Origin of the sequence: Bradyrhizobium sp. NBAIM08, from assembly GCF_020193935.1 — a bacterium.
Taxonomy (GTDB): Bacteria; Pseudomonadota; Alphaproteobacteria; order Rhizobiales; family Xanthobacteraceae; genus Bradyrhizobium; species Bradyrhizobium yuanmingense.
In genome coordinates, this window is record NZ_JADYVR010000001.1 from 612,750 (window position 1) to 630,914 (window position 18,165).

The 18,165-nt window shown below is 65.8% G+C and carries 15 protein-coding genes; 10 read left to right on the forward strand and 5 right to left on the reverse strand.

The genetic code is table 11. The features are described 5' to 3' along the window. Nucleotides 1-26 precede the first annotated feature (26 nt). On the reverse strand, nt 27-1,097 hold the full coding sequence (locus tag I6F37_RS02870; protein ID WP_036013535.1) for a putative zinc-binding metallopeptidase: 1,071 nt from the start codon (nt 1,095-1,097) through the stop codon (nt 27-29). A 217-nt stretch (nt 1,098-1,314) separates the two neighbouring features. Between I6F37_RS02870 and I6F37_RS02875 the strand changes: the two genes are divergently transcribed. Beyond that, nucleotides 1,315-3,792, forward strand: coding sequence for a PAS domain-containing sensor histidine kinase (locus I6F37_RS02875; protein ID WP_036013532.1), 2,478 nt, complete (start codon nt 1,315-1,317; stop codon nt 3,790-3,792). 125 nt (nt 3,793-3,917) lie between these two features. Next, nucleotides 3,918-5,168 (forward strand): arsenic transporter, encoded by a 1,251-nt coding sequence (locus I6F37_RS02880; RefSeq protein ID WP_036013591.1) that lies wholly within the window; start codon nt 3,918-3,920, stop codon nt 5,166-5,168. Between the two features lie 9 nt (nt 5,169-5,177). Here I6F37_RS02880 and I6F37_RS02885 read toward each other — a convergent pair whose 3' ends face one another. Next, nucleotides 5,178-6,542, reverse strand: coding sequence for an MFS transporter (locus I6F37_RS02885; RefSeq protein WP_057029694.1), 1,365 nt, complete (start codon nt 6,540-6,542; stop codon nt 5,178-5,180). 122 nt (nt 6,543-6,664) lie between these two features. Further along, nucleotides 6,665-7,429, reverse strand: coding sequence for a GntR family transcriptional regulator (locus tag I6F37_RS02890; protein ID WP_036013530.1), 765 nt, complete (start codon nt 7,427-7,429; stop codon nt 6,665-6,667). Nucleotides 7,430-7,607: 178 nt separating this feature from the next. On the opposite strand from I6F37_RS02890, the gene I6F37_RS02895 reads away from it, so the two are divergent. From I6F37_RS02895 to I6F37_RS02905, 3 genes are read left to right on the forward strand one after another with little or no spacing between them, the layout of a single operon-like run. Further along, nucleotides 7,608-8,807, forward strand: coding sequence for a mandelate racemase/muconate lactonizing enzyme family protein (locus I6F37_RS02895; protein ID WP_225114304.1), 1,200 nt, complete (start codon nt 7,608-7,610; stop codon nt 8,805-8,807). Between the two features lie 12 nt (nt 8,808-8,819). After that, nucleotides 8,820-9,587 (forward strand): glucose 1-dehydrogenase, encoded by a 768-nt coding sequence (locus I6F37_RS02900; protein ID WP_036013524.1) that lies wholly within the window; start codon nt 8,820-8,822, stop codon nt 9,585-9,587. A gap of 26 nt (nt 9,588-9,613) precedes the next feature. Beyond that, nucleotides 9,614-10,645 (forward strand): L-idonate 5-dehydrogenase, encoded by a 1,032-nt coding sequence (locus I6F37_RS02905; protein ID WP_036013589.1) that lies wholly within the window; start codon nt 9,614-9,616, stop codon nt 10,643-10,645. Here I6F37_RS02905 and I6F37_RS02910 read toward each other — a convergent pair. Beyond that, nucleotides 10,635-11,519: a DUF3280 domain-containing protein gene (locus tag I6F37_RS02910; protein WP_036013522.1), complete on the reverse strand. Its 885-nt coding sequence runs from the start codon at nt 11,517-11,519 to the stop codon at nt 10,635-10,637. The genes I6F37_RS02905 and I6F37_RS02910 overlap by 11 nt on opposite strands. Before the next feature lie 186 nt (nt 11,520-11,705). On the opposite strand from I6F37_RS02910, the gene I6F37_RS02915 reads away from it, so the two are divergent. Continuing rightward, nucleotides 11,706-13,088, forward strand: coding sequence for a sensor histidine kinase (locus tag I6F37_RS02915; RefSeq protein WP_036013520.1), 1,383 nt, complete (start codon nt 11,706-11,708; stop codon nt 13,086-13,088). After that, a complete protein-coding gene (locus tag I6F37_RS02920) occupies nt 13,085-13,747 on the forward strand; it encodes a response regulator transcription factor (protein WP_036029111.1) in 663 nt (220 codons plus the stop codon). The genes I6F37_RS02915 and I6F37_RS02920 overlap by 4 nt, the downstream gene beginning before the upstream one ends. Before the next feature lie 18 nt (nt 13,748-13,765). Here the strand turns inward: I6F37_RS02920 and I6F37_RS02925 are convergent, their stop codons facing one another. Beyond that, complete coding sequence (locus I6F37_RS02925; protein ID WP_036013516.1) at nt 13,766-14,749, reverse strand: VOC family protein; 984 nt, start codon at nt 14,747-14,749, stop codon at nt 13,766-13,768. A 148-nt stretch (nt 14,750-14,897) separates the two neighbouring features. Here I6F37_RS02925 and I6F37_RS02930 point away from each other — a divergent pair, with 148 nt between their 5' ends. From I6F37_RS02930 to I6F37_RS02940, 3 genes are all read left to right on the forward strand, one after another. Further along, nucleotides 14,898-15,689 (forward strand): DNA-binding transcriptional regulator, encoded by a 792-nt coding sequence (locus I6F37_RS02930; RefSeq protein WP_225150206.1) that lies wholly within the window; start codon nt 14,898-14,900, stop codon nt 15,687-15,689. A gap of 72 nt (nt 15,690-15,761) precedes the next feature. Then, nucleotides 15,762-17,285, forward strand: coding sequence for a bifunctional 3-(3-hydroxy-phenyl)propionate/3-hydroxycinnamic acid hydroxylase (locus I6F37_RS02935; protein WP_225150207.1), 1,524 nt, complete (start codon nt 15,762-15,764; stop codon nt 17,283-17,285). A gap of 23 nt (nt 17,286-17,308) precedes the next feature. After that, nucleotides 17,309-18,160 (forward strand): fumarylacetoacetate hydrolase family protein, encoded by an 852-nt coding sequence (locus I6F37_RS02940; RefSeq protein ID WP_225150208.1) that lies wholly within the window; start codon nt 17,309-17,311, stop codon nt 18,158-18,160. Nucleotides 18,161-18,165 lie beyond the last annotated feature (5 nt).

Consider the following 18,165-nt stretch of genomic DNA (forward strand, 5'->3'; position numbering starts at 1 on the left):
CTCGGCGCGCCGGCCGTGCGGCATCCCTAGGGCTTCCCGGCCTTGGCCGCGTCCCGGACCAGGTCATGAATGAAGCCCAGCTTGCCGACCACCGCGGGCGACAGGATGAAGGGATAGAGGTCGCGCAGGCCCATGGCGCGGTTGACGCTGTTCATGGCGAAGGTGAAGGGCAGCCATGCGTTGACCAGCACCTCGACATCCCTGGCCTCGTACGGGTTGAAGCGGATGCGCGCCGTCAGCTCCCCGTCGCGGTCGACCTTGGGACGCACCTCCATGCCGAACTCGGCGGCCATTTCCAGGGCATCGACGATGTGGAGGTAATGCGCCCATGTCTCGGCAAAATCCTCCCACGGATGCGTCGTGGCATAGGCCGAGACGTAGTTCTGCTGCCAGTCCGGCGGCGCGCCCTCGGCATAATGGCGCTGCAGGGCCTGGCCGTAATCGGCGCTATCGTCGCCGAAGACGGCGCGGCACTGGTCGAGCTTGCCGCCATCGCGCACCAGCACATCCCAGAAGTAATGTCCGACCTCGTGGCGGAAATGCCCGAGCAGCGTCCGATAGGGCTCGCCCATCTCGAGCCGGCGCCGCTCGCGCTCAATGTCGTCGGCCTCGGTCAGCGCGATCGTGATCAGGCCGTTGTCATGGCCGGTCATGACCTTCTCGCCGCTGTGCGGATCGTCGGCGAGGAAGTTGAAGATCAGGCCATGCTCGGGATTGTCCTGGCGGGTCTGGAGCGGCAGCTTCCAGCGGATCAGGGAATAGAACAGCCGGTGCTTGGCCACCTCCAGCTCGCGCCAGCCGGCGAGCTGCGCCGGATCCGAAAGGTTCGGCACGGTCCCGTTGTGGCGGCAGGCGCGGCAATAGCCGGTGCTATCGCCTGCGTCGGTCAGCCAGTTGCAGGCGTCGTACTCGGCATTCCGGCACAGCATCCGGCTCTCACTCTTGTCGGCGAGGATGGTCCAGGCGTCTCCGTCGGCCTCGATCGCCGACATCGTCTCCTTCTCTGGCAGGAAGGCGATCCGATGGCCGCAGCGTTCGCAGGCGCGGTTCTCGAAATAGAGGACGTTGCCGCAGGCCTGGCAGATAAAGAGCTTCAAGATTTAGCCTCGTGGGAAAGGAAAGCCTATGAGCGCGCTGGCACCTCGCGACGACGCCTCAATCCGCCGATCGTTCCAGTATTCGGAACAAATTGCCAGACCGGATGTTACCACCGCGTACTTCTCTGCGTTCAGGCGCGCGCCCCCATTTCCCGGCACCACCTGCCCTCTAAACAATGGCCATCACGCTCCGTCTGTGTGAATATCGGTCCGGCACGTGCGCACCTGCATGACAACGGCCGATGCCTTGAACGAACCCTTGCCCGAGACCATCGCCGCCGAAAGGCTGCGCCAGCACCTCGAAGACGTCGCGCGCGAGCGCGACAATGCCTATCGCGCGCTGCAGGAGCGCGAGGCCGAGCTGGCGCGCATCCAGCGCATCGGCAAGGTCGGCGGCGTCGAGGTCGATTTCCGCGAAGGCTTCAAGAACCGGCGTTCGCCCGAATATCTGATGATCCACGGCCTTCCGCCGGAAGCCGCCGAGGAGTCGCACGAGGATTGGGTCAACCGTATCCATCCCGACGACCGCGACGCCACTGTCAAGCATTTCTTCGAAGCGCTCGCCGGAGCGAGCGAGGACTATAGCGCCGAATACCGCATCATCCGCCCCAGCGACAGCGAGACCCGCTGGATCCGGGTCGTCGCAAAGATCGAGCGCGACAAGGACGGCCGCGCCATCCGGCTCGTCGGCGCTCATATCGACATGACCGATCAGGCGCTGGCGCGCGAGACGCTGCGCGAAAGCGAGGAGCGCTTCCGGCTGATCGCCGACAGCGCGCCGGTGCCGATCTGGGTCACCAAGCTCGACCGCAAGCGGTCCTTCGCCAACCAGGCCTATGTCGATTTCGTCGGCCTGCCCTACGACCAGGCCATCGACTTCGACTGGCGCAAGGTGCTGCATCCCGACGACCTGCCGCACGTGCTGCAGCAATCCGTCCAGGGTGAAGCGTCCCTCAAACCCTTCGTGCTGGAAGCGCGCTACAAGAACGCCAGCGGCGAATGGCGCTGGCTCCGCTCGGAATCGCAGCCGCGCTGGGATGCGACCGGCAAGCATATCGGCTTCATCGGCGTCGCCCACGACGTCACCGTCGCCAAGCAGGCCGAGATCGATCTCCGGCGGCTGAACGAGACGCTGGAAGAGCGCATCGCCGAGCGCACCGCCGAGCTCGAAGCCAACGAGGCGCGGCTGCGCGCGATCCTGGAGACGAGCAATCAGTATCAGGGCCTGGTCAATCTCGAGGGCCAGCTGGTCTACGCCAACAAGACCGCGCTCGCCGGCATCAAGGCGAATTCCGCGGACGTGGTCGGAAAGCCGTTCTGGGACACACCCTGGTTCACCGGCACGGAGGGCATGAGTGCCGCCGTGCGCGAGGCCTTCGACACCGTGCTCAAGGGCGAACCCGTGCGGCTGGAGATGCGCCTGCGCCTTCCGATCGGCGAGCGCGATTTCGACTTCGGCATGCGTCCCGTGCTCGACCGCCAGGGCAACATCACCGGCGCCGTGCCCGAGGCGGTGGACATCACCGAGCGGCGCCGCGGCGAGGAAGCGCTGCGGCAGTCGCAGAAGATGGAGGCGATCGGCCAGCTCACCGGTGGCGTCGCTCACGACTTCAACAATCTTCTCACCATCATCCGCTCTGCGACCGATTTCCTGCGCCGCCGCGAGCTGCCGGAGGAGCGCCGCCGACGCTACGTCGATGCCATCTCAGACACGGTCGAGCGCGCCTCCAAGCTGACCGCGCAGCTTCTGGCCTTCGCGCGCCGGCAACCGCTGAAGCCGCAGATCTTCAACGTCGGCAGCCAGGTCGAGGGCGTGGCGCAGCTGGTGCGGCCGCTGGTCGGCGCCCGCATCGAGATCGCCGTGGAGGTTCGGGACACCGGTTGCTTCACGGTGGCCGACATCGCCCAGTTCGAGACCGCGCTGATCAATCTCGCCATCAACGCCCGCGATGCCATGGACGGCGAAGGCCGCCTCACCATCGCCGTGCGCAAGGTCTCGGGAATACCGAGCCTGCGCGCACAATCGGCGCGCCGCGGCGACTATGTCGCGATCTCCGTTACCGACACCGGCAGCGGCATCGCGCCGGAACATCTCGAACAGATCTTCGAGCCGTTCTTCACCACCAAGGAGGTCGGCAAGGGCACCGGCCTCGGGCTCAGCCAGGCCTTCGGCTTCGCAAAGCAGTCCGAGGGCGACATTGCGGTGACGAGCACGCAAGGTGAAGGTGCCACCTTCACCATCTACCTGCCGCAGGCGCAAAGCCCCACCACGGAGAAGGAAGCAGCGGCCCTGAGCCACGAGGCGGCCACGACCGGGCGTGGTTATCGCGTGCTCGTGGTCGAGGACGACGACGAGGTCGGCCGCTTCTCCACCGAGCTCCTGGAGGATCTCGGCTATGTCGTGCGCCGCGTCGCCAATGCCAACGCGGCGCTGGCGATCCTGGGCGAGAACGAATTTGCCGTCGACCTCGTGTTCTCCGACGTCATCATGCCCGGCATGAACGGGGTCGAGCTCGCCGGCATCATCCGCGAGCGCTATCCGGGCCTGCCCGTGGTGCTCACTTCCGGCTACAGCAACGTGCTGGCCGAGAACGCCCACCGCGGATTCGAGCTGATCCAGAAGCCGTATTCGGTGGAATCGCTCTCGCGCATCCTGCGCAAGGCGATCATGGAGAAGCTGTCGGTGGCAAGGTGAGTGTCACATTCGCGAGAAGCAGCCACGAATTCCAGTCCGTTGCCGCGGCAAGACTCTAGGGGAAGACAGCCGTTCCCGCATCGGTTATCGATGCCGAATGACTGACCGAACCTCAAGGAATGAACGTGCCGTCTGACGCCATCTGGGCCTGGAGCATCATCTTCGTCGCGACCGCCTGCGTCATCATCCGGCCGTTTCGCCTTCCCGAGGCGATCTGGGCCGCGATCGGCGCGAGCGCCCTGGTGCTATCAGGCTTGCTGCCTTGGCAGGACGCGCTTGTCGGCATCGAGAAAGGCCTCGACGTCTATCTCTTCCTGATCGGCATGATGCTGATCGCCGAGCTGGCGCGGCTCGAAGGCCTGTTCGATTATCTGGCCGCGCTCGCGGTGGAATACGCACGCGGCTCGCCGCAGCGGCTGTTTCTTCTTATCTATCTCGTCGGCACGCTCGTGACCGTGCTGCTTTCCAACGATGCTACCGCGATCGTGCTGACGCCGGCCGTCCATGCCGCGACGCGCGCGGCCGGCGCGAAGCCGCTGCCTTATCTGTTCGTCTGCGCCTTCATCGCCAATGCCGCGAGTTTCGTCCTGCCGATCTCCAACCCCGCCAACCTCGTCGTGTTCGGCGCGCGCATGCCGCACCTGACGGAATGGCTACGCCTGTTCGCCTTGCCCTCGGCGGCGTCGATCCTGCTGACCTACATCGTGCTGCGCCTGACCCAGCACCACGCGCTGAAGGAAGAGACGATCGCGCGCAGCGTGCCGCATCCCAAGCTCGGCCGCGGCGGCAAGCTCACCGCAATAGGCATCGTCGCGATCGGCATCGTGCTGGTCACGGCGTCAGCGCTCGACAAGCAGCTCGGCCTGCCGACCTTTATCTGCGGCGGCGTGACGGCCGCGATCGTGCTGCTGCTCAGCCGGCAATCACCCTTGCCCGTGCTGCGCGGGGTGTCCTGGAGCGTGTTGCCGCTCGTCGGCGGGCTCTTCGTCATGGTGGAGGCGTTGATCAAGACCGGCGTGATCGCGCAGCTCAACGCGTTGCTGCACCAGGCGGTAGCTCAATCGGTCCCGCAGGCGGCCTGGAGCGTGGGCATTGCCACCGCGCTCGCCGACAACATCGCCAACAATCTTCCGGTCGGCCTCGTCGCCGGCTCGGTTGCCGCCGGCGATCATCTGCCGGTGCCCGTCGTCAGCGCGATCCTGATTGGCGTCGATCTCGGCCCCAATCTGTCGGTCACCGGCTCGCTCGCCACCATCCTCTGGCTGGTCGCGCTCCGCCGCGAGAAAATCGAGGTCGGCGCCTGGCCGTTCCTCAAGCTCGGCCTGCTGGTGACGCCGCCGGCCCTGATCGCGGCGTTAGCCGCCGCGATCAGATAGCGCTCATCGTCAGTCGTTCTCGTAGCCGTAGACTTCCGGCAGGATGAAGATCGCGGCAAGCAGGCCTACCAGCGGGAAGATCGCGACCATCAGCGTGGCGTTCGCCTGCCCGATCGCGGCAAACACCGTTGGGAACAGGAAGATCGCCAGGAACGACGGCAGCTTCACGAACATGTAGGCGAAGCCGCTTGCGGTGCCCCGATATCGCGGACGGGCGACCATGGTCGGGATCGTCATGCAGTTCGACGCATCCCAATAATGGCCCCAGAGCATGCCGGCGGCGGCGAACGGCAGCAGGATCTTGTTGTCGGTGTAGAGCGCGAAGGCCGCGACCAGCAGCGAAACCAGCACGATGCCGAAGCCGGCGATGGCGATGCCACGATGGCCGATCTTCGGCGTCAGCAAGGGTCCGACCCAGCCCGACAGGGCGGCGAAAGAGAACAGCGCCATCGTCACCACATTGATGCCGAGCACGCTCGATACGCCGACCATCACAAACAGCACCGGCAGATAGAATGCGAAGGTCGAGAACTCGCTCGCCTGGGCGAAACAGGCGATCCAGCCATAAAGGGTGGCGCGCCAGCGAATCGGATCCTTCCTGAGGTCAGCGAGGAATGCGCGCGTGCTGGTCTTGGGAACCTCGACGTCCCGATCCGGCAGCATGTCGAGATTGTCGTTGAACATCTCGCGCGCGACCTGCTTGGCCTCGCGGTAGCGCCCCTTTTGCACCAGCCACACCGCCGTCTCCGGCACGTCGTGACGCATGATCAGGATGATCAGTGCCGGCACCGCACCGAGACCGAGCGTCACGCGCCACAGCATCTCGTGGTTCATGTCGACCAGCAGGAAGATCACGATGACGCCGATGGTGAGAACTTCACCGACGGCGAACATGAACTGCCAGCGGTTGCCCATGACCTCGCGCTCGCCCTTGGCCATGGATTCCATGATGTAGGTGTAGCCGGTCGAGATGTCGGAGCCGAGTGGAATGCCGAGCAGGAAGCGGATCACGACGAGCCAGCCGACGCTGGGTACGAAGGCCTGCGCCAGCGCCAGCACGATGAACAGCACCATCGTCACGAGGAACATCACGCGGCGGCCGATCTTGTCGGACAGCCAACCGCCGAGCAGCGCGCCGATCAGGGCACCGCCCTGCGTGCCCGCGGCGGCGAGGCCGAGCATCAGTGGATCGGGATTGTACTGCTCCTTGATGAAGATCAGCACGAAGGCGATCGAATAGAGGTCCCAGGCCTCGACCAGGATCGAGGCCATCATCAGCCAACCGACCTTGTTGCCTTTGGGACTGTAGTTCGTGATGAGGTAGCGGACCGCGGCTTCGCTCGCGGTCGCCTGTGGCATCGCCATCGTTGACATTCTTCTTCCTTTTCTTCAGAACTCTCTAAAGCGCGATGACATCAGGATCTCATCACGCTTTAGCTTGTTGTCTTGCGCATGATCTCTTCGGAGAACCGTCTCACACTTTTCCGGATCATGCTCTACGCGCCGAGCAGCGGCTCGATGCTGCAATCGAGCAGGCGCGGATCGATCCCCGCCTCCATGCCCGTAAACATCTCGCCCATGTAGTCGATCAACGCGTCGCTCGCCTTCACCGCCTCCTCGACGCGGCGGTTGGCAACGGCTGCAAGAATGGCGAGATGATGATCGATCGTGCCTGACAGATCCGCCTGCCCCGGCATGAAGCGATGATGGATGTAGCCGATGCGCCGATACAGCGTGTGCAGCGGCCGCAGCGTATGCACCAGGAAAGGTTCGCCGGCGGCCTCCAGCACCAGCGCATCGATGCGGCGGTCGATATGATTGAATTCGTCGAGCGTCAGGCTGGCGCGGCGCTCGCGCAGCAGGCGCTCGATGTGCAGCGCCTGATTGCGATGCGACAGGCTGGCACGATCGGCCGCGAGGCGGATCACGAAGCGTTCCATGTCGCGGCGTAAGGCCAGCAGCATGCGCTCGCGCGCCAGATCGATCGGCGCGATGTGCAGGCCGTGACGCGGCCGGATGACGATGAGAGTGTCGGCGGAGAGACGATTGACGGCGTGATGCACCGGCGTGCGGCCGAAACCGGTGATTTGCTGCAATTCCAGCATCGTCATGAATTGTCCGGGCTTGAGCTCGCAATGAACGAGCAGCTCCTCGATCCTCTGATAAGCCAGCTCGAAGAAGTTGAGACGGTTGCGCCGGGAGGGCCTGCCCTCCCCGTCGCCGTGTCTCACCACCGCGAGTGCGCGCTTGCGCCGTGCCATGCCGTCCTCTCCCGTCAGCCCGCGCTCTCGTTGCTGGGTGGCGCCTTGTTTGTGGCACCCTTAAAACATGTTGTGATATATTACAAGCAAGCGTAAGACGTCGGCACGACCTGCAGCATGCTGCAGCGCAAAATGAGACGTCGGGTGCGAAGCGCCGTTCGATGGGAGGATACTTGCCGTGAAGATCACGTCGATCGAGACATTGCGCACCGAGGAATTTTCCAACGTCATCTGGGTCCGCATCCACACCGACACTGGTCTGATCGGTCTCGGCGAAACCTTCTATGGCGCCGGCGCGGTCGAAGCGCAGATCCACGACACCTTTGCCGGCCGCCTGCTCGGCCGCAATCCCCTGCACATCGAAGCGATCCATCGCGACATGCTGAACCTGCCGATGGCGCAGTCCTCGACCGGCGTCGAATACCGCGCGGCATCAGCGATCGACATCGCGCTGTGGGATCTATTCGGCAAGGTCTGCGGTCAGCCGGTGCACCAGATGCTCGGGGGCCTCTGCCGCGACAAGCAGCGCATCTACAACACCTGCGCCGGCACGCAATATGTGCGCTCGACCAATATCAGCCCGGTGGCCAATTGGAATCTCGGCGCCTCCAAGGGGCCCTATGAAGATCTCGACGGCTTCATGAACCATGCCGATGCGCTCGCCGAAAGCCTGCTCGAAAGCGGCATCTCGGCGATGAAGATCTGGCCGTTCGATCCCGCCGCGCAGGAGAACAAGGGCCTCTACATCACTGCCGCACAGATGAAGCAGGCGATCGAGCCGTTCGAGAAGATCCGCAAAGCCGTTGGCGACAAGATGGAGATCATGGTCGAGCTCCATTCGCTCTGGAATCTGCCGACCGCCAAGCAGATCGCCCGTGCGCTCGAGCCCTACAAGCCGACCTGGTATGAAGACCCGATCCGGATGAACTCGCCGCAGGCGTTGGCCGAATATGCCCGTTCGACCGACGTCTGGGTCTGCGCCAGCGAGACGCTGGGCTCGCGCTTCCCTTACAAGGACATGCTCGACCGCGATGCCATGCACGTGGTGATGGCCGATCTGTGCTGGACCGGGGGTCTCACCGAAGGCCGCAAGATCGCGGCCATGGCCGAGACCTATCATCGGCCTTTTGCTCCTCATGACTGTATTGGCCCGATCGGCTTCATCGCGGCCATCCACATGTCGTTCAGCCAGCCCAACACCCTGATCCAGGAATCAGTGCGCGCCTTCTACAAGGGCTGGTACAATGAGCTCGTCACCACGATGCCCACCATCAAGGACGGCTATGTCTTTCCGATGGAAGGCCCCGGCCTGGGCGTCGACCTCCTGCCTGCCGTCTTCGAGCGCACCGATCTCACCGTGCGCCGCTCCAACGTCTGAGGAATTCTTGAGATGAGCACTTCCCTCTTCGATCTCTCCGGCCGCACCGCGCTCGTCACCGGCTCCTCCCGCGGCCTCGGTCGCGCCATTGCGGAGGGCATGGCCAAGGCCGGCGCGAAGATCATCATCAACGGCGTCGATCCCAAGCGAGTCGAGCAGGCCGTCGACGAGTTTCGCGCCGCCGGCCACCAGGCCGAAGGCGCCGCCTTCAACGTCACCGATGAGCCCGCAATCATCGCGGCGTTCAGCGATTTCGATAATAAGGGGATCGCCGTCGATATCCTCGTCAACAATGCCGGCATCCAGCACCGGAAGCCGCTGGTGGAGTTCACCACCGACGAATGGCGCAAGGTGATCGAGACCAACCTCACCAGCGCCTTCGTGATCGGCCGCGAGGCGGCCAAGCGCATGATCCCGCGCAAGCACGGCAAGATCATCAATATCGGCTCGCTCGGCAGCGAGCTCGCCCGCCCCACCATTGCGCCCTACACCGCGGCCAAGGGCGGCATCAAGAACCTGACCCGTTCGATGGCGGTGGAATGGGCCCAGCACGGCATCCAGGCCAATGCGATCGGCCCCGGCTACATGCTCACCGACATGAACGAGGCGCTGGTCAACAATGCCGATTTCAACAATTGGCTGATGGGCCGCATTCCCTCCAAGCGCTGGGGCAAGCCGGATGAGCTGGTGGGCGCCGCGATCTTCCTCGCCTCGGATGCGTCGACCTACGTCAACGGACAGATCATCTATGTCGATGGCGGCATGATCGCCGCGATGTGATCGCCAAGACCACGAAGGAGCAAGCCATGCGCGCCGTCGTCATTCACGCCCCGAAGGACCTGCGGATCGACAATTATGCCGATCCGGCCCCCGGCCCTGGCGAGGTCCGCGTCAAGATCGTCAATGGCGGAATCTGCGGCTCCGATCTGCACTACTATCATCACGGCGGCTTCGGTGTCGTGCGGATCCAGCAACCGATGGCGCTGGGTCACGAGATCGCCGGCGTCGTCGCTGACGTCGGCGGCGGCGTCGCCGGCGTCAAGTCGGGCACGCGCGTTGCGGTCAACCCGAGCAAGCCGTGCGGGGCTTGCCTGCATTGCCAGGAAGGCATGCGCAACCAGTGCCTCGACATGCGCTTCCTCGGCAGCGCGATGCGCTTTCCCCATGTGCAGGGCGGCTTTCGCGAGTTCATCACGGTCGACGCGACGCAGGCCGTGCCGATCTCAGACAAGCTGTCGCTGGCGGAAGCCGCGGTCGCCGAGCCGCTTGCGGTGTGCCTGCATGCCGGCAAGCAGGCCGGTCCCCTGCTCGGCAAGCGCGTGCTGATCACCGGCTGCGGTCCGATCGGCGCGCTGATGATTTTGGTCTCGCGCTTCGGCGGCGCGTCGGAGATCGTTGTCACCGATGTGGCCGACGCTCCGCTCGCGGTCGCGAAAAAGCTCGGCGCCACGCATGCCATCAACGTCGCGACCAATGCCACTGCGCTCGATCCCTGGCGCGCCGGCAAGGGCGTGTTCGACACGCTGTTCGAGGCCTCCGGCAACCAGGCCGCGCTCCGCACCGCGCTCGACGTGCTGAGGCCCGGTGCGACGCTGGTGCAGCTCGGCCTCGGCGGCGAGATGACGCTGCCGATCAATTCCATTGTGGCCAAGGAATTGCAGCTGCGCGGCACATTCCGCTTCGATCCCGAGTTCGAGCTGGCGGTGCGCCTGATGGGCGAAGGCCTGATTGACGTCAAACCGTTGATCACGGCCACCATGCCGTTCGAGAATGCGGTCGCGGCCTTCGAACTCGCCAGCGACCGCGCGCAGTCGATGAAGGTCCAGCTTACCTTCTAGGCGCGTCGTTGGCCTGTTGCCCCTCGATCAGCCGGTCGGTGACCAGCCGCACGGCCCCGCGCTTCCAGGAATAGTCGGCGCCCATGCGTAGTCCGCTGTCGCCGCGCGCCAGCACCGCGCCGGTCTTGGCATCGCGCACCTGGAAGCCGAGCGTGTATTCGGTGCGGCTGACGCGGCGCACCACGCCGATCAGTGATTGGTCGGCGCCGAGCTTGCGCGCAGTAGAGACCTCGCAGCCGCCGCAATCCCGCAACGCGCCGGCCTTCCCCGCCTCTGCGCCGACCTCGACGATGCGGTAACGGCCGGATTGGCCGAGCGCCTCGCGCACACCGCCCGTGACCTCCGCGAGATATGACGCGTCCGACGCAGCGGACGCTCCCGCTGAGGCGGCCGTCATGTCCTCGAGCTCGAAATCGAACACGGCCAGCGCGACCGGCGCAGGCGTGCCGAGCGCGGCGATGACCTCGCGAGACACGAACATCTGGGCGCGCTCCCATGCCTCGTCATTGTCGCCGCGGAAGCTGTAGAGCTTGTCCAGCACAAGCGTCTTGGCGCCGACGTCGATCACGGCGACCTTGGCCCATTGCACCAGCGTACTCGTCTTCTGAATGCCGCCGACCACCTTGAACACCGCTCCATCTTGGGCGGATCGCACCAAGCGGTAGCGCTGGTCTGCCTCGATGTCCCTTCGAAGCGCGGCCATGAACGCCGCCAGCCGCCGCTCGTGGGCCGCGGTCTGGTCGGTCGGCTCGCCCGAAGTGTCGGTGTAGCTGAAATCGTCCATGGCGACGCCGATGGCGGCCTGCGCAGCGAGGGGCGAGCAAGAGAGGACGAGGAGGAGACAGGCGGAGAGAACCAGGCGGCAGCGGTGCATGAACGGACCTCGTGGATGGGACGAAAATCTGGACGGGCCGCCTCAGGCCCCGCACCCGTCACCGTCCCGAGCAGCGCCGGGAAAATTTCACGACGTTGCACTGCGGCAAGTCGGGAACGCTTCCCGCCGCTGGCGTTCTGCCCTTTAATGAGGCGCGACAAGCCCGTTCGCGCCAGGTGCAAGCCGATGTGGAATCGCCCGAGATTCGATCTCAAGGTCCGTCTGACGCTGCGCGTGGCGGCGATATCGGCTGCCTGCTTCGCCGCGATCTCCACCTATTTCCTCATCACCGCCGATAGCGCCGCGCATGCGCGCATCGACGGGATCGCCGCCATCGTGGCCAAGACGCTGGAGCTGCAGCAAGGCAAGGTGCAGTGGGCGGCGAGCCCCCGCTCGGACTTTCCGGACCTCGACCCGGTGTCGGCCCATGTGATGACGCCCGGCCTCTGCCTCGGCTTCCGCAGCGCGAGCGGCGACATGCTGCAGCGCTTCTGTAGCGGCGCGCCTGCCCCGGCGAGCCCGCCGCCGCAAGCCTTCTCCGCCTTCTATCGCAGCCTATTCGACCCCGGCCGCGAGGCGGCGCGCCCCGTGATCGTGCGCGGAACCAAGCTCGGCGAGACCGTGGTCTCTATCGACCCGGCGGTGCAGACGGCGGAGGCCTGGCACGAGGCCGGCCGCTTGATGATCGCGCTTGCGATCGCGCTGCCGCTGCTCTGCGCGCTGGTCTATGCCGCACTGGCCCGCGCCTTGCGGCCCACCCGCATGATCGGCAGCGGCCTCGAACGCATCGCCGCCGGCGACCTCTCCACCCGGCTGCCGCCGTTCGACCTCGCCGAGCTCTCCGCCATCCGCGACGTCTTTAACCATCTCGCGGAAAGCCTCGACACGGCGCTTGCCGAACGCAACGAGCTGACGCGGAAGCTGATCGCGCTCCAGGACGAGGAGCGCCGCCATCTCGCCCGCGAACTGCACGACGAATTCGGCCAGTCCCTCGCCGCGATCCGCGCGCTGGCCGCATCCGCCCGCCAGACTGCGGCGCAGGACTGTCCCGACCTGCTCGGCGAATGCGACAGCATTGCCCGCACCGCGACCGGCATGATGGAGACGCTGCGCGGCGCGTTGTTCCGGCTGCGGCCGCCCGATGTCGAGGAGCTCGGCCTGGTCGCCAGTCTCGAAGGCCTGGTCTCGGGGTGGAACGGCCGCAGCCGCGGCCAGCCGCGCTTCGAGATCCGGTTCGACGGCGCCTTCGACAGCGTGCCCGCCTCTGTCAGTGCCAACCTGTACCGCATCGTGCAGGAGGCACTCACCAACGCGGCCAAGCATGCCGGTGCAACGAAGGTTAGCCTGCATTTGACCATGGCCGACAGCGAGATTGCTCTCGTGGTCGAGGACGACGGCCGCCCGAACGAGGCTTCCGCAAAATCGGGCATGGGCCTGCTGGGCATGCGCGAGCGCGTCGCCGCGCTTCGCGGCCGGATCAGCTTCGAGACCGGCCTTCAGGGCTCCTCGCTGCGCGTATTCATTCCGCTCCCGGCTGCCGCCTCTGAGGCCCTGGAGCACGCTGCATGAGCACGGCGGAAGCGACCATCCTGCTGGTCGACGACCATTCCGTCGTCCGTGAGGGCTATCGCTCGGTGCTGCAGAAGCAGCCGGGCCTGCGCGTTGTCGCCGAGGCGGCCGACGGAGCGGAAGCCTATCGCCTCTACAAATCCGAGACGCCCGACCTCGTCATCATGGACCTCAGCATGCCCGGCATAGGCGGCATCGAGGCCGTCAGGCGGATCAGGCAGTGGGACAAGGCGGCACGGATTCTCGTTTTCACCATGCACGAGAACGCCGGATTTGCCGTGCAGGCGATCCGCGCCGGTGCACGGGGCTACGTCACCAAGACCAGCCCGCCCGAGACCTTGGTGCGCGCGGTCAAGGACGTGCTCGCCGGCAAGATTGCCATCAGCCCCGACATCGACCACGAGCTTGCGCTCAGCCGCATCAGCGGCGAGAGCTCCGCCGCCGACGTGCTGACGCCACGCGAGTTCGAGGTGCTGCGGTTGCTGCTCGCCGAGAACACGACGGAGGAGATCGCCGAGACGCTGCATGTCAGCCCGAAGACGGTGGCGAACCTGCACTCGCTGATCAAGGACAAGCTCGGCGTCGGCTCCGACATCGAGCTGGTCCGGCTGGCGCTGCGCCAGGGCATCTTGACCGAGGTCGATCTCGGCGAAGCCTGATCGCGACGTCGCCGCAGGTCACTCACGCGCGACCACCGAGTCCAGCCACGCGCAATTGAGCGGCGGCACGCGCGGATCGGCGACGCGCACGCCGCGGGCAGCCGCGTCGAGCCGCATGTCGCGCAATCGCGTGCGCTGCTCTTCCGGCATATGCAGCCGCTCGTGGCCCCACAGGGAGGGCCCATCAAAGGTCTCGTGCGGCTGCCAGGTCTCGGGATCGATGACGCGTCCGCCCCAGCCATATTCGATGAAGAAGCCGGATGGCGTATTCACGTAGAACGAGGTCATGTGATCATTGGTGTGCCGGCCCAGCGTGTAGGCGATGCGCCCCTCCTCCATCTGCGCGAGGTCGTAGCCCTGCCCGACATCATCGAGGCAGCCGAGCTCGACCATGAAGTGATGCATCGCCTTTCGCCCTGAGCCGACCATCGCAAAGGAGTGGTGGCGGCCGTTGACGTGGAAGAAATAAAGCCCGTAAGGCTTCAGCCCGAAATCGGAGACGTGAAAGCCGAGCACGTCGCGATAGAACGGCAACAGCGGCTCCACGTCCTCCACATTGAGCACGACATGCCCCATGCCGAGCGCGCCGGTGCGGAAGCCCGAGATCGGGCGACCCGGCCTGAACGGCTCGCTCGCAAGCTCCGGCTTGCAAAAAGCCTCCAGCCGGTTGCCGGCGGGGTCAGTGAACGCGATCAGCTCGGCGACATGCCGCTCGTCAGCGAGTGCGCGCGAGCCCTTCGCCACCTTGATGCCATGGCTTTCGAGCCGTCCTGCCAGCTTATCCAGTTCGACGGTCGAAGGAACTTCCCATCCCATCACCGCAAGGCCAGCATCGCTGCCGCCGTCGACGATCAGCCGCTGCTTGCGGTCGTCCATGCGGAAGGCCCGCATCTTGCCGCCGCGATCGACCTGCTGCATGCCGAGCAGCCCGGTCGCCATCCGGCTCCACTGCTCGAGCTGTGATGAGCTGATTCCGATATAGCCGAGCGCTGCGATTTCCATCGAACTCCTCCCGAAGGCATCGCGGTCGCCGTGTTGCGGCGAGCTTGATACCGGCCGCGCGCGATCCTACGGTGGCGTTCCGCAATCGCCTCGCGTTCGCAGGCGACAATAAGCGCGCCGCGATGTGCCACAAGGGAGGAAATAGGAAGTGTCCAAGGAGCGGACGCGGAACGGCCAGCCCCGGCAGTCTGAGGGCGTCCGCGCCTTCAAGCGCGGACTCGACGTGCTGCAGGAGGTCAACCGCTCCGGCGGCATCCGCGCCGGCGACGTTGCCCGCGCGCTCGACCTGCCTCGACCCACCGTCTACCGCCTCCTCGAAACCCTGGAGGAGCTCGGCTATATCGCCCGCAGCGCCAGCGACGACCGGTTTCGGGTCACCCGGCGTGCCCTAAGCCTCGGCGACGGCTACGATCCCGGCGTGGTGATCTGCCAGGCGGCGGCGCCTTATCTCGCCGATCTCAGCAAGAAGCTGGTCTGGCCGGTCGATCTCTCGACTTACGAGAACGCGGCGATGGTGGTGCAGGAGACCACCCACTCTCGCAGCCCGCTCTCGATCGATCGCGGCATGATCGGCAAGCGCCTGCCGATGCTGCGCACGTCTGCGGGCCGCGCCTATCTCGCCGCCTGCCCTGCGCGCGAACGCTATCTCATCATCAATCATCTCCGCCGCATCGATGAGGTCGACGACCGCCCTTTCCTCGACCAGGGCCGGCTCGACCGCATGATCGCTGAGACCGCCGCGCGAGGCTACGCGATCCGCAGCGAGGGCGAATACAATCCCAAGACGGCTTCGATCGCCGTTGCCATCGTGCGGGACGGGGCCGTATTCGGCTGCATCTCGATCATCTGGATCCGCTCGGCGCTGGGGATCGAGGAAGCGGTCGCGCAGTTTGCGAGCCAGCTGCTGGAAACGGCGTCGGCCATTCCTGTTGCGGAATAGAAGCCGTCCGCTGGGCGGACACTTGGCGCGCCGGCGTTGAAGCGCCAGCCCTGCTTGGGGAAGAGATACCCCATGCAAGATAAATCCACCCCTGAAGAGTTTGACGTCGTGATCGTCGGCCGCGGGCCGGTGGGCGCCACGCTCGCCAACCTGCTCGGCCTGTGCGGCGTGCGGACTCTGGTGCTGGAGCGCGAGGCGCGGACCTATCATCTGCCGCGCGCGGTGCATTTCGACGATGAATGCATGCGCGTGTTCCAGACCATCGGGCTTGCCGAGGCGATCCTGCCGCACGTCATTCTCAGTCCCGGCATGCTGTTTCTCGATGCAGCCGGCCGCATGCTGCTGGACTGGTCCCGTCCGCAAACGCTGACGCCGATGGGCTGGCATCTCAGCTACCGCTTCCACCAGCCGGATCTGGAGGACGCGTTGATCGGTGGCCTCGCCCGCTGGCCGCACGTCACCTTGCGCAACCGCTGCGAGGTGTTCGCGCTCGATCAGGACGAGCACGGCGTGCGCGTCCGCTGCGAAGACCTCTCTAACGGGAGGCTCAGCGAGGTCCGAACCGCCTACGTGATCGGCTGCGACGGCGCCCGCTCCCTAGTGCGCCGCTTCATCGGTTCGGGCATGGACGACCTCGGCTTCCACGAGCGCTGGCTCGTGATCGACGTCCTGCTCAAGCGCGTGCGCGACGACCTCGGTGATTACAGCCTTCAGCACTGCGATCCCAGCCGGCCCGCGACTTACGTGCGCGGCACCGGCACGCGGCGCCGCTGGGAGATCACGGTTCTCCCGGACGAGGATTCGCAGGACGTCGCGCAACCCGCGAAGGTCTGGGAGCTGCTGTCGCGCTGGATCACGCCCGCCGATGCCGAGATCGAGCGCGCCGCGGTCTACACGTTCCATTCGGTCATCGCGCAGCAATGGCGGAACGGGCGATTGCTGCTCGCGGGCGATTCTGCGCACCAGACCCCGCCGTTCCTCGGCCAGGGCATGTGCGCCGGCATTCGCGATGCCGCCAACCTCGCCTGGAAGCTGGCGAGCGTGATCCGCGAAGGCGCCGCGCCCGATCTGCTCGACACCTATCAGAGCGAACGGCTGCCGCATGTGCGCGCGTTCATCGAGCTCGCCATTCGCCTCGGCGGTGTCATCAACACTAAGGCGATCGAGGCCGGCCTTGCCGCCGGCGAATCGCGCGAGAACGCGCCGGTCAAGCTGGACGTGAAGAAGCCCCTGCTCGGCCCCGGACTAGTGTTCGGCGACCTGCCGCTCGCCGGACATCTCGCGCCGCAGTTCACGTTGACCGACGCCAGCCGCAGCGATGACCGGACCGGCTACAACCACGTGCTGCTCGTCGAGACGGCGGCGGCACTCTCATCGCGTCTCGCGCTGTCGCAGACGGGGATCAAGATCCTGACCAGCGACGATGCCAACGATCTTGGGCCCTGGCTGCGCGAGCACGGCATCATCGCCGCACTGGTTCGTCCCGACCGTTACATCCGCGGCTCCGCCCGCAACGAGGCCGAGCTCGACCGCCTCAGCGCCGCCATCGCGCCTCCAACCCAAATTCCTTCAGCCCAAGCGCCCTCCGCGGCCTGACCGAACCCTGTCAAGGACATTTCATGAAGCTGCTTTCTTTCCTCGCCGACGGACGCCCCACCTTCGGCGCCGTCAAGGACAACGGTGTCGTCGATCTCGGCGCGCGGATGGCGGCGTGCACCACGCTGCGGGAGCTGCTCGAAGCCGGTCGGCTCGCCGAGGCGGCAAGGCTGGCCGCCTCCGCGGCCCCTGATCATCCGCTCGACAAGATCAACTTCGCGCCCGTGATTCCCGATCCCGGCAAGATCATCTGCGTCGGCCTCAACTATCGCGACCACGTCGCCGAGGCCGGCCGCACCGTCACCGAAAAGCCGGCGCTGTTTGCGCGCTTTGCCTGTAGCCAGGTCGGCCATCTCCAGCCCATCGTCAAACCTGGGGTGAGCGACGACTTCGACTATGAAGGCGAGCTCGCGCTCGTCATCGGCACGGCGGGCCGTCACATTCCCCCCGGCCGCGCGCTCGACCACGTCGCCGGCTATTCCTGCTACAACGAAGGCAGCATCCGCGACTGGCAGCGCCACACCAGCCAATTCCTCGCCGGGAAGACCTTTGCCGAGAGCGGCAGTTTCGGTCCGTGGCTGGTGACGACCGACGAGATTCCGGATCCGTCAAAGCTCACCTTGCAGACAAGGCTCAACGGCAACGTCGTGCAGGACACCACGACGGATCTCCTGATCACCGCCATCCCCGAGCTGATCGCCTACATCTCCACCATCTGCCCGCTCCTGCCCGGCGACGTCATCGTCACGGGCACGCCAGGCGGTGTCGGCGCCAAGCGCACGCCGCCGCTGTGGATGCGCCCCGGCGACACCGTCGAGGTCGAGATCTCCAGCATCGGCACCCTGCGCAACACGGTGATCGCCGAACTGGCCTGACCGTC

Excerpts from the sequence above, each read along its gene's own strand:
- I6F37_RS02885 (WP_057029694.1), bottom strand. The coding sequence starts at position 6,542 with ATGTCAACGATGGCGATGCCACAGGCGACCGCGAGCGAAGCCGCGGTC.
- I6F37_RS02890 (WP_036013530.1), bottom strand. The coding sequence starts at position 7,429 with ATGGCACGGCGCAAGCGCGCACTCGCGGTGGTGAGACACGGCGACGGG.
- I6F37_RS02900 (WP_036013524.1), top strand. The coding sequence starts at position 8,820 with ATGAGCACTTCCCTCTTCGATCTCTCCGGCCGCACCGCGCTCGTCACC.
- I6F37_RS02905 (WP_036013589.1), top strand. The coding sequence starts at position 9,614 with ATGCGCGCCGTCGTCATTCACGCCCCGAAGGACCTGCGGATCGACAAT.
- I6F37_RS02910 (WP_036013522.1), bottom strand. The coding sequence starts at position 11,519 with ATGCACCGCTGCCGCCTGGTTCTCTCCGCCTGTCTCCTCCTCGTCCTC.
- I6F37_RS02915 (WP_036013520.1), top strand. The coding sequence starts at position 11,706 with ATGTGGAATCGCCCGAGATTCGATCTCAAGGTCCGTCTGACGCTGCGC.
- I6F37_RS02920 (WP_036029111.1), top strand. The coding sequence starts at position 13,085 with ATGAGCACGGCGGAAGCGACCATCCTGCTGGTCGACGACCATTCCGTC.
- I6F37_RS02925 (WP_036013516.1), bottom strand. The coding sequence starts at position 14,749 with ATGGAAATCGCAGCGCTCGGCTATATCGGAATCAGCTCATCACAGCTC.
- I6F37_RS02935 (WP_225150207.1), top strand. The coding sequence starts at position 15,762 with ATGCAAGATAAATCCACCCCTGAAGAGTTTGACGTCGTGATCGTCGGC.
- I6F37_RS02940 (WP_225150208.1), top strand. The coding sequence starts at position 17,309 with ATGAAGCTGCTTTCTTTCCTCGCCGACGGACGCCCCACCTTCGGCGCC.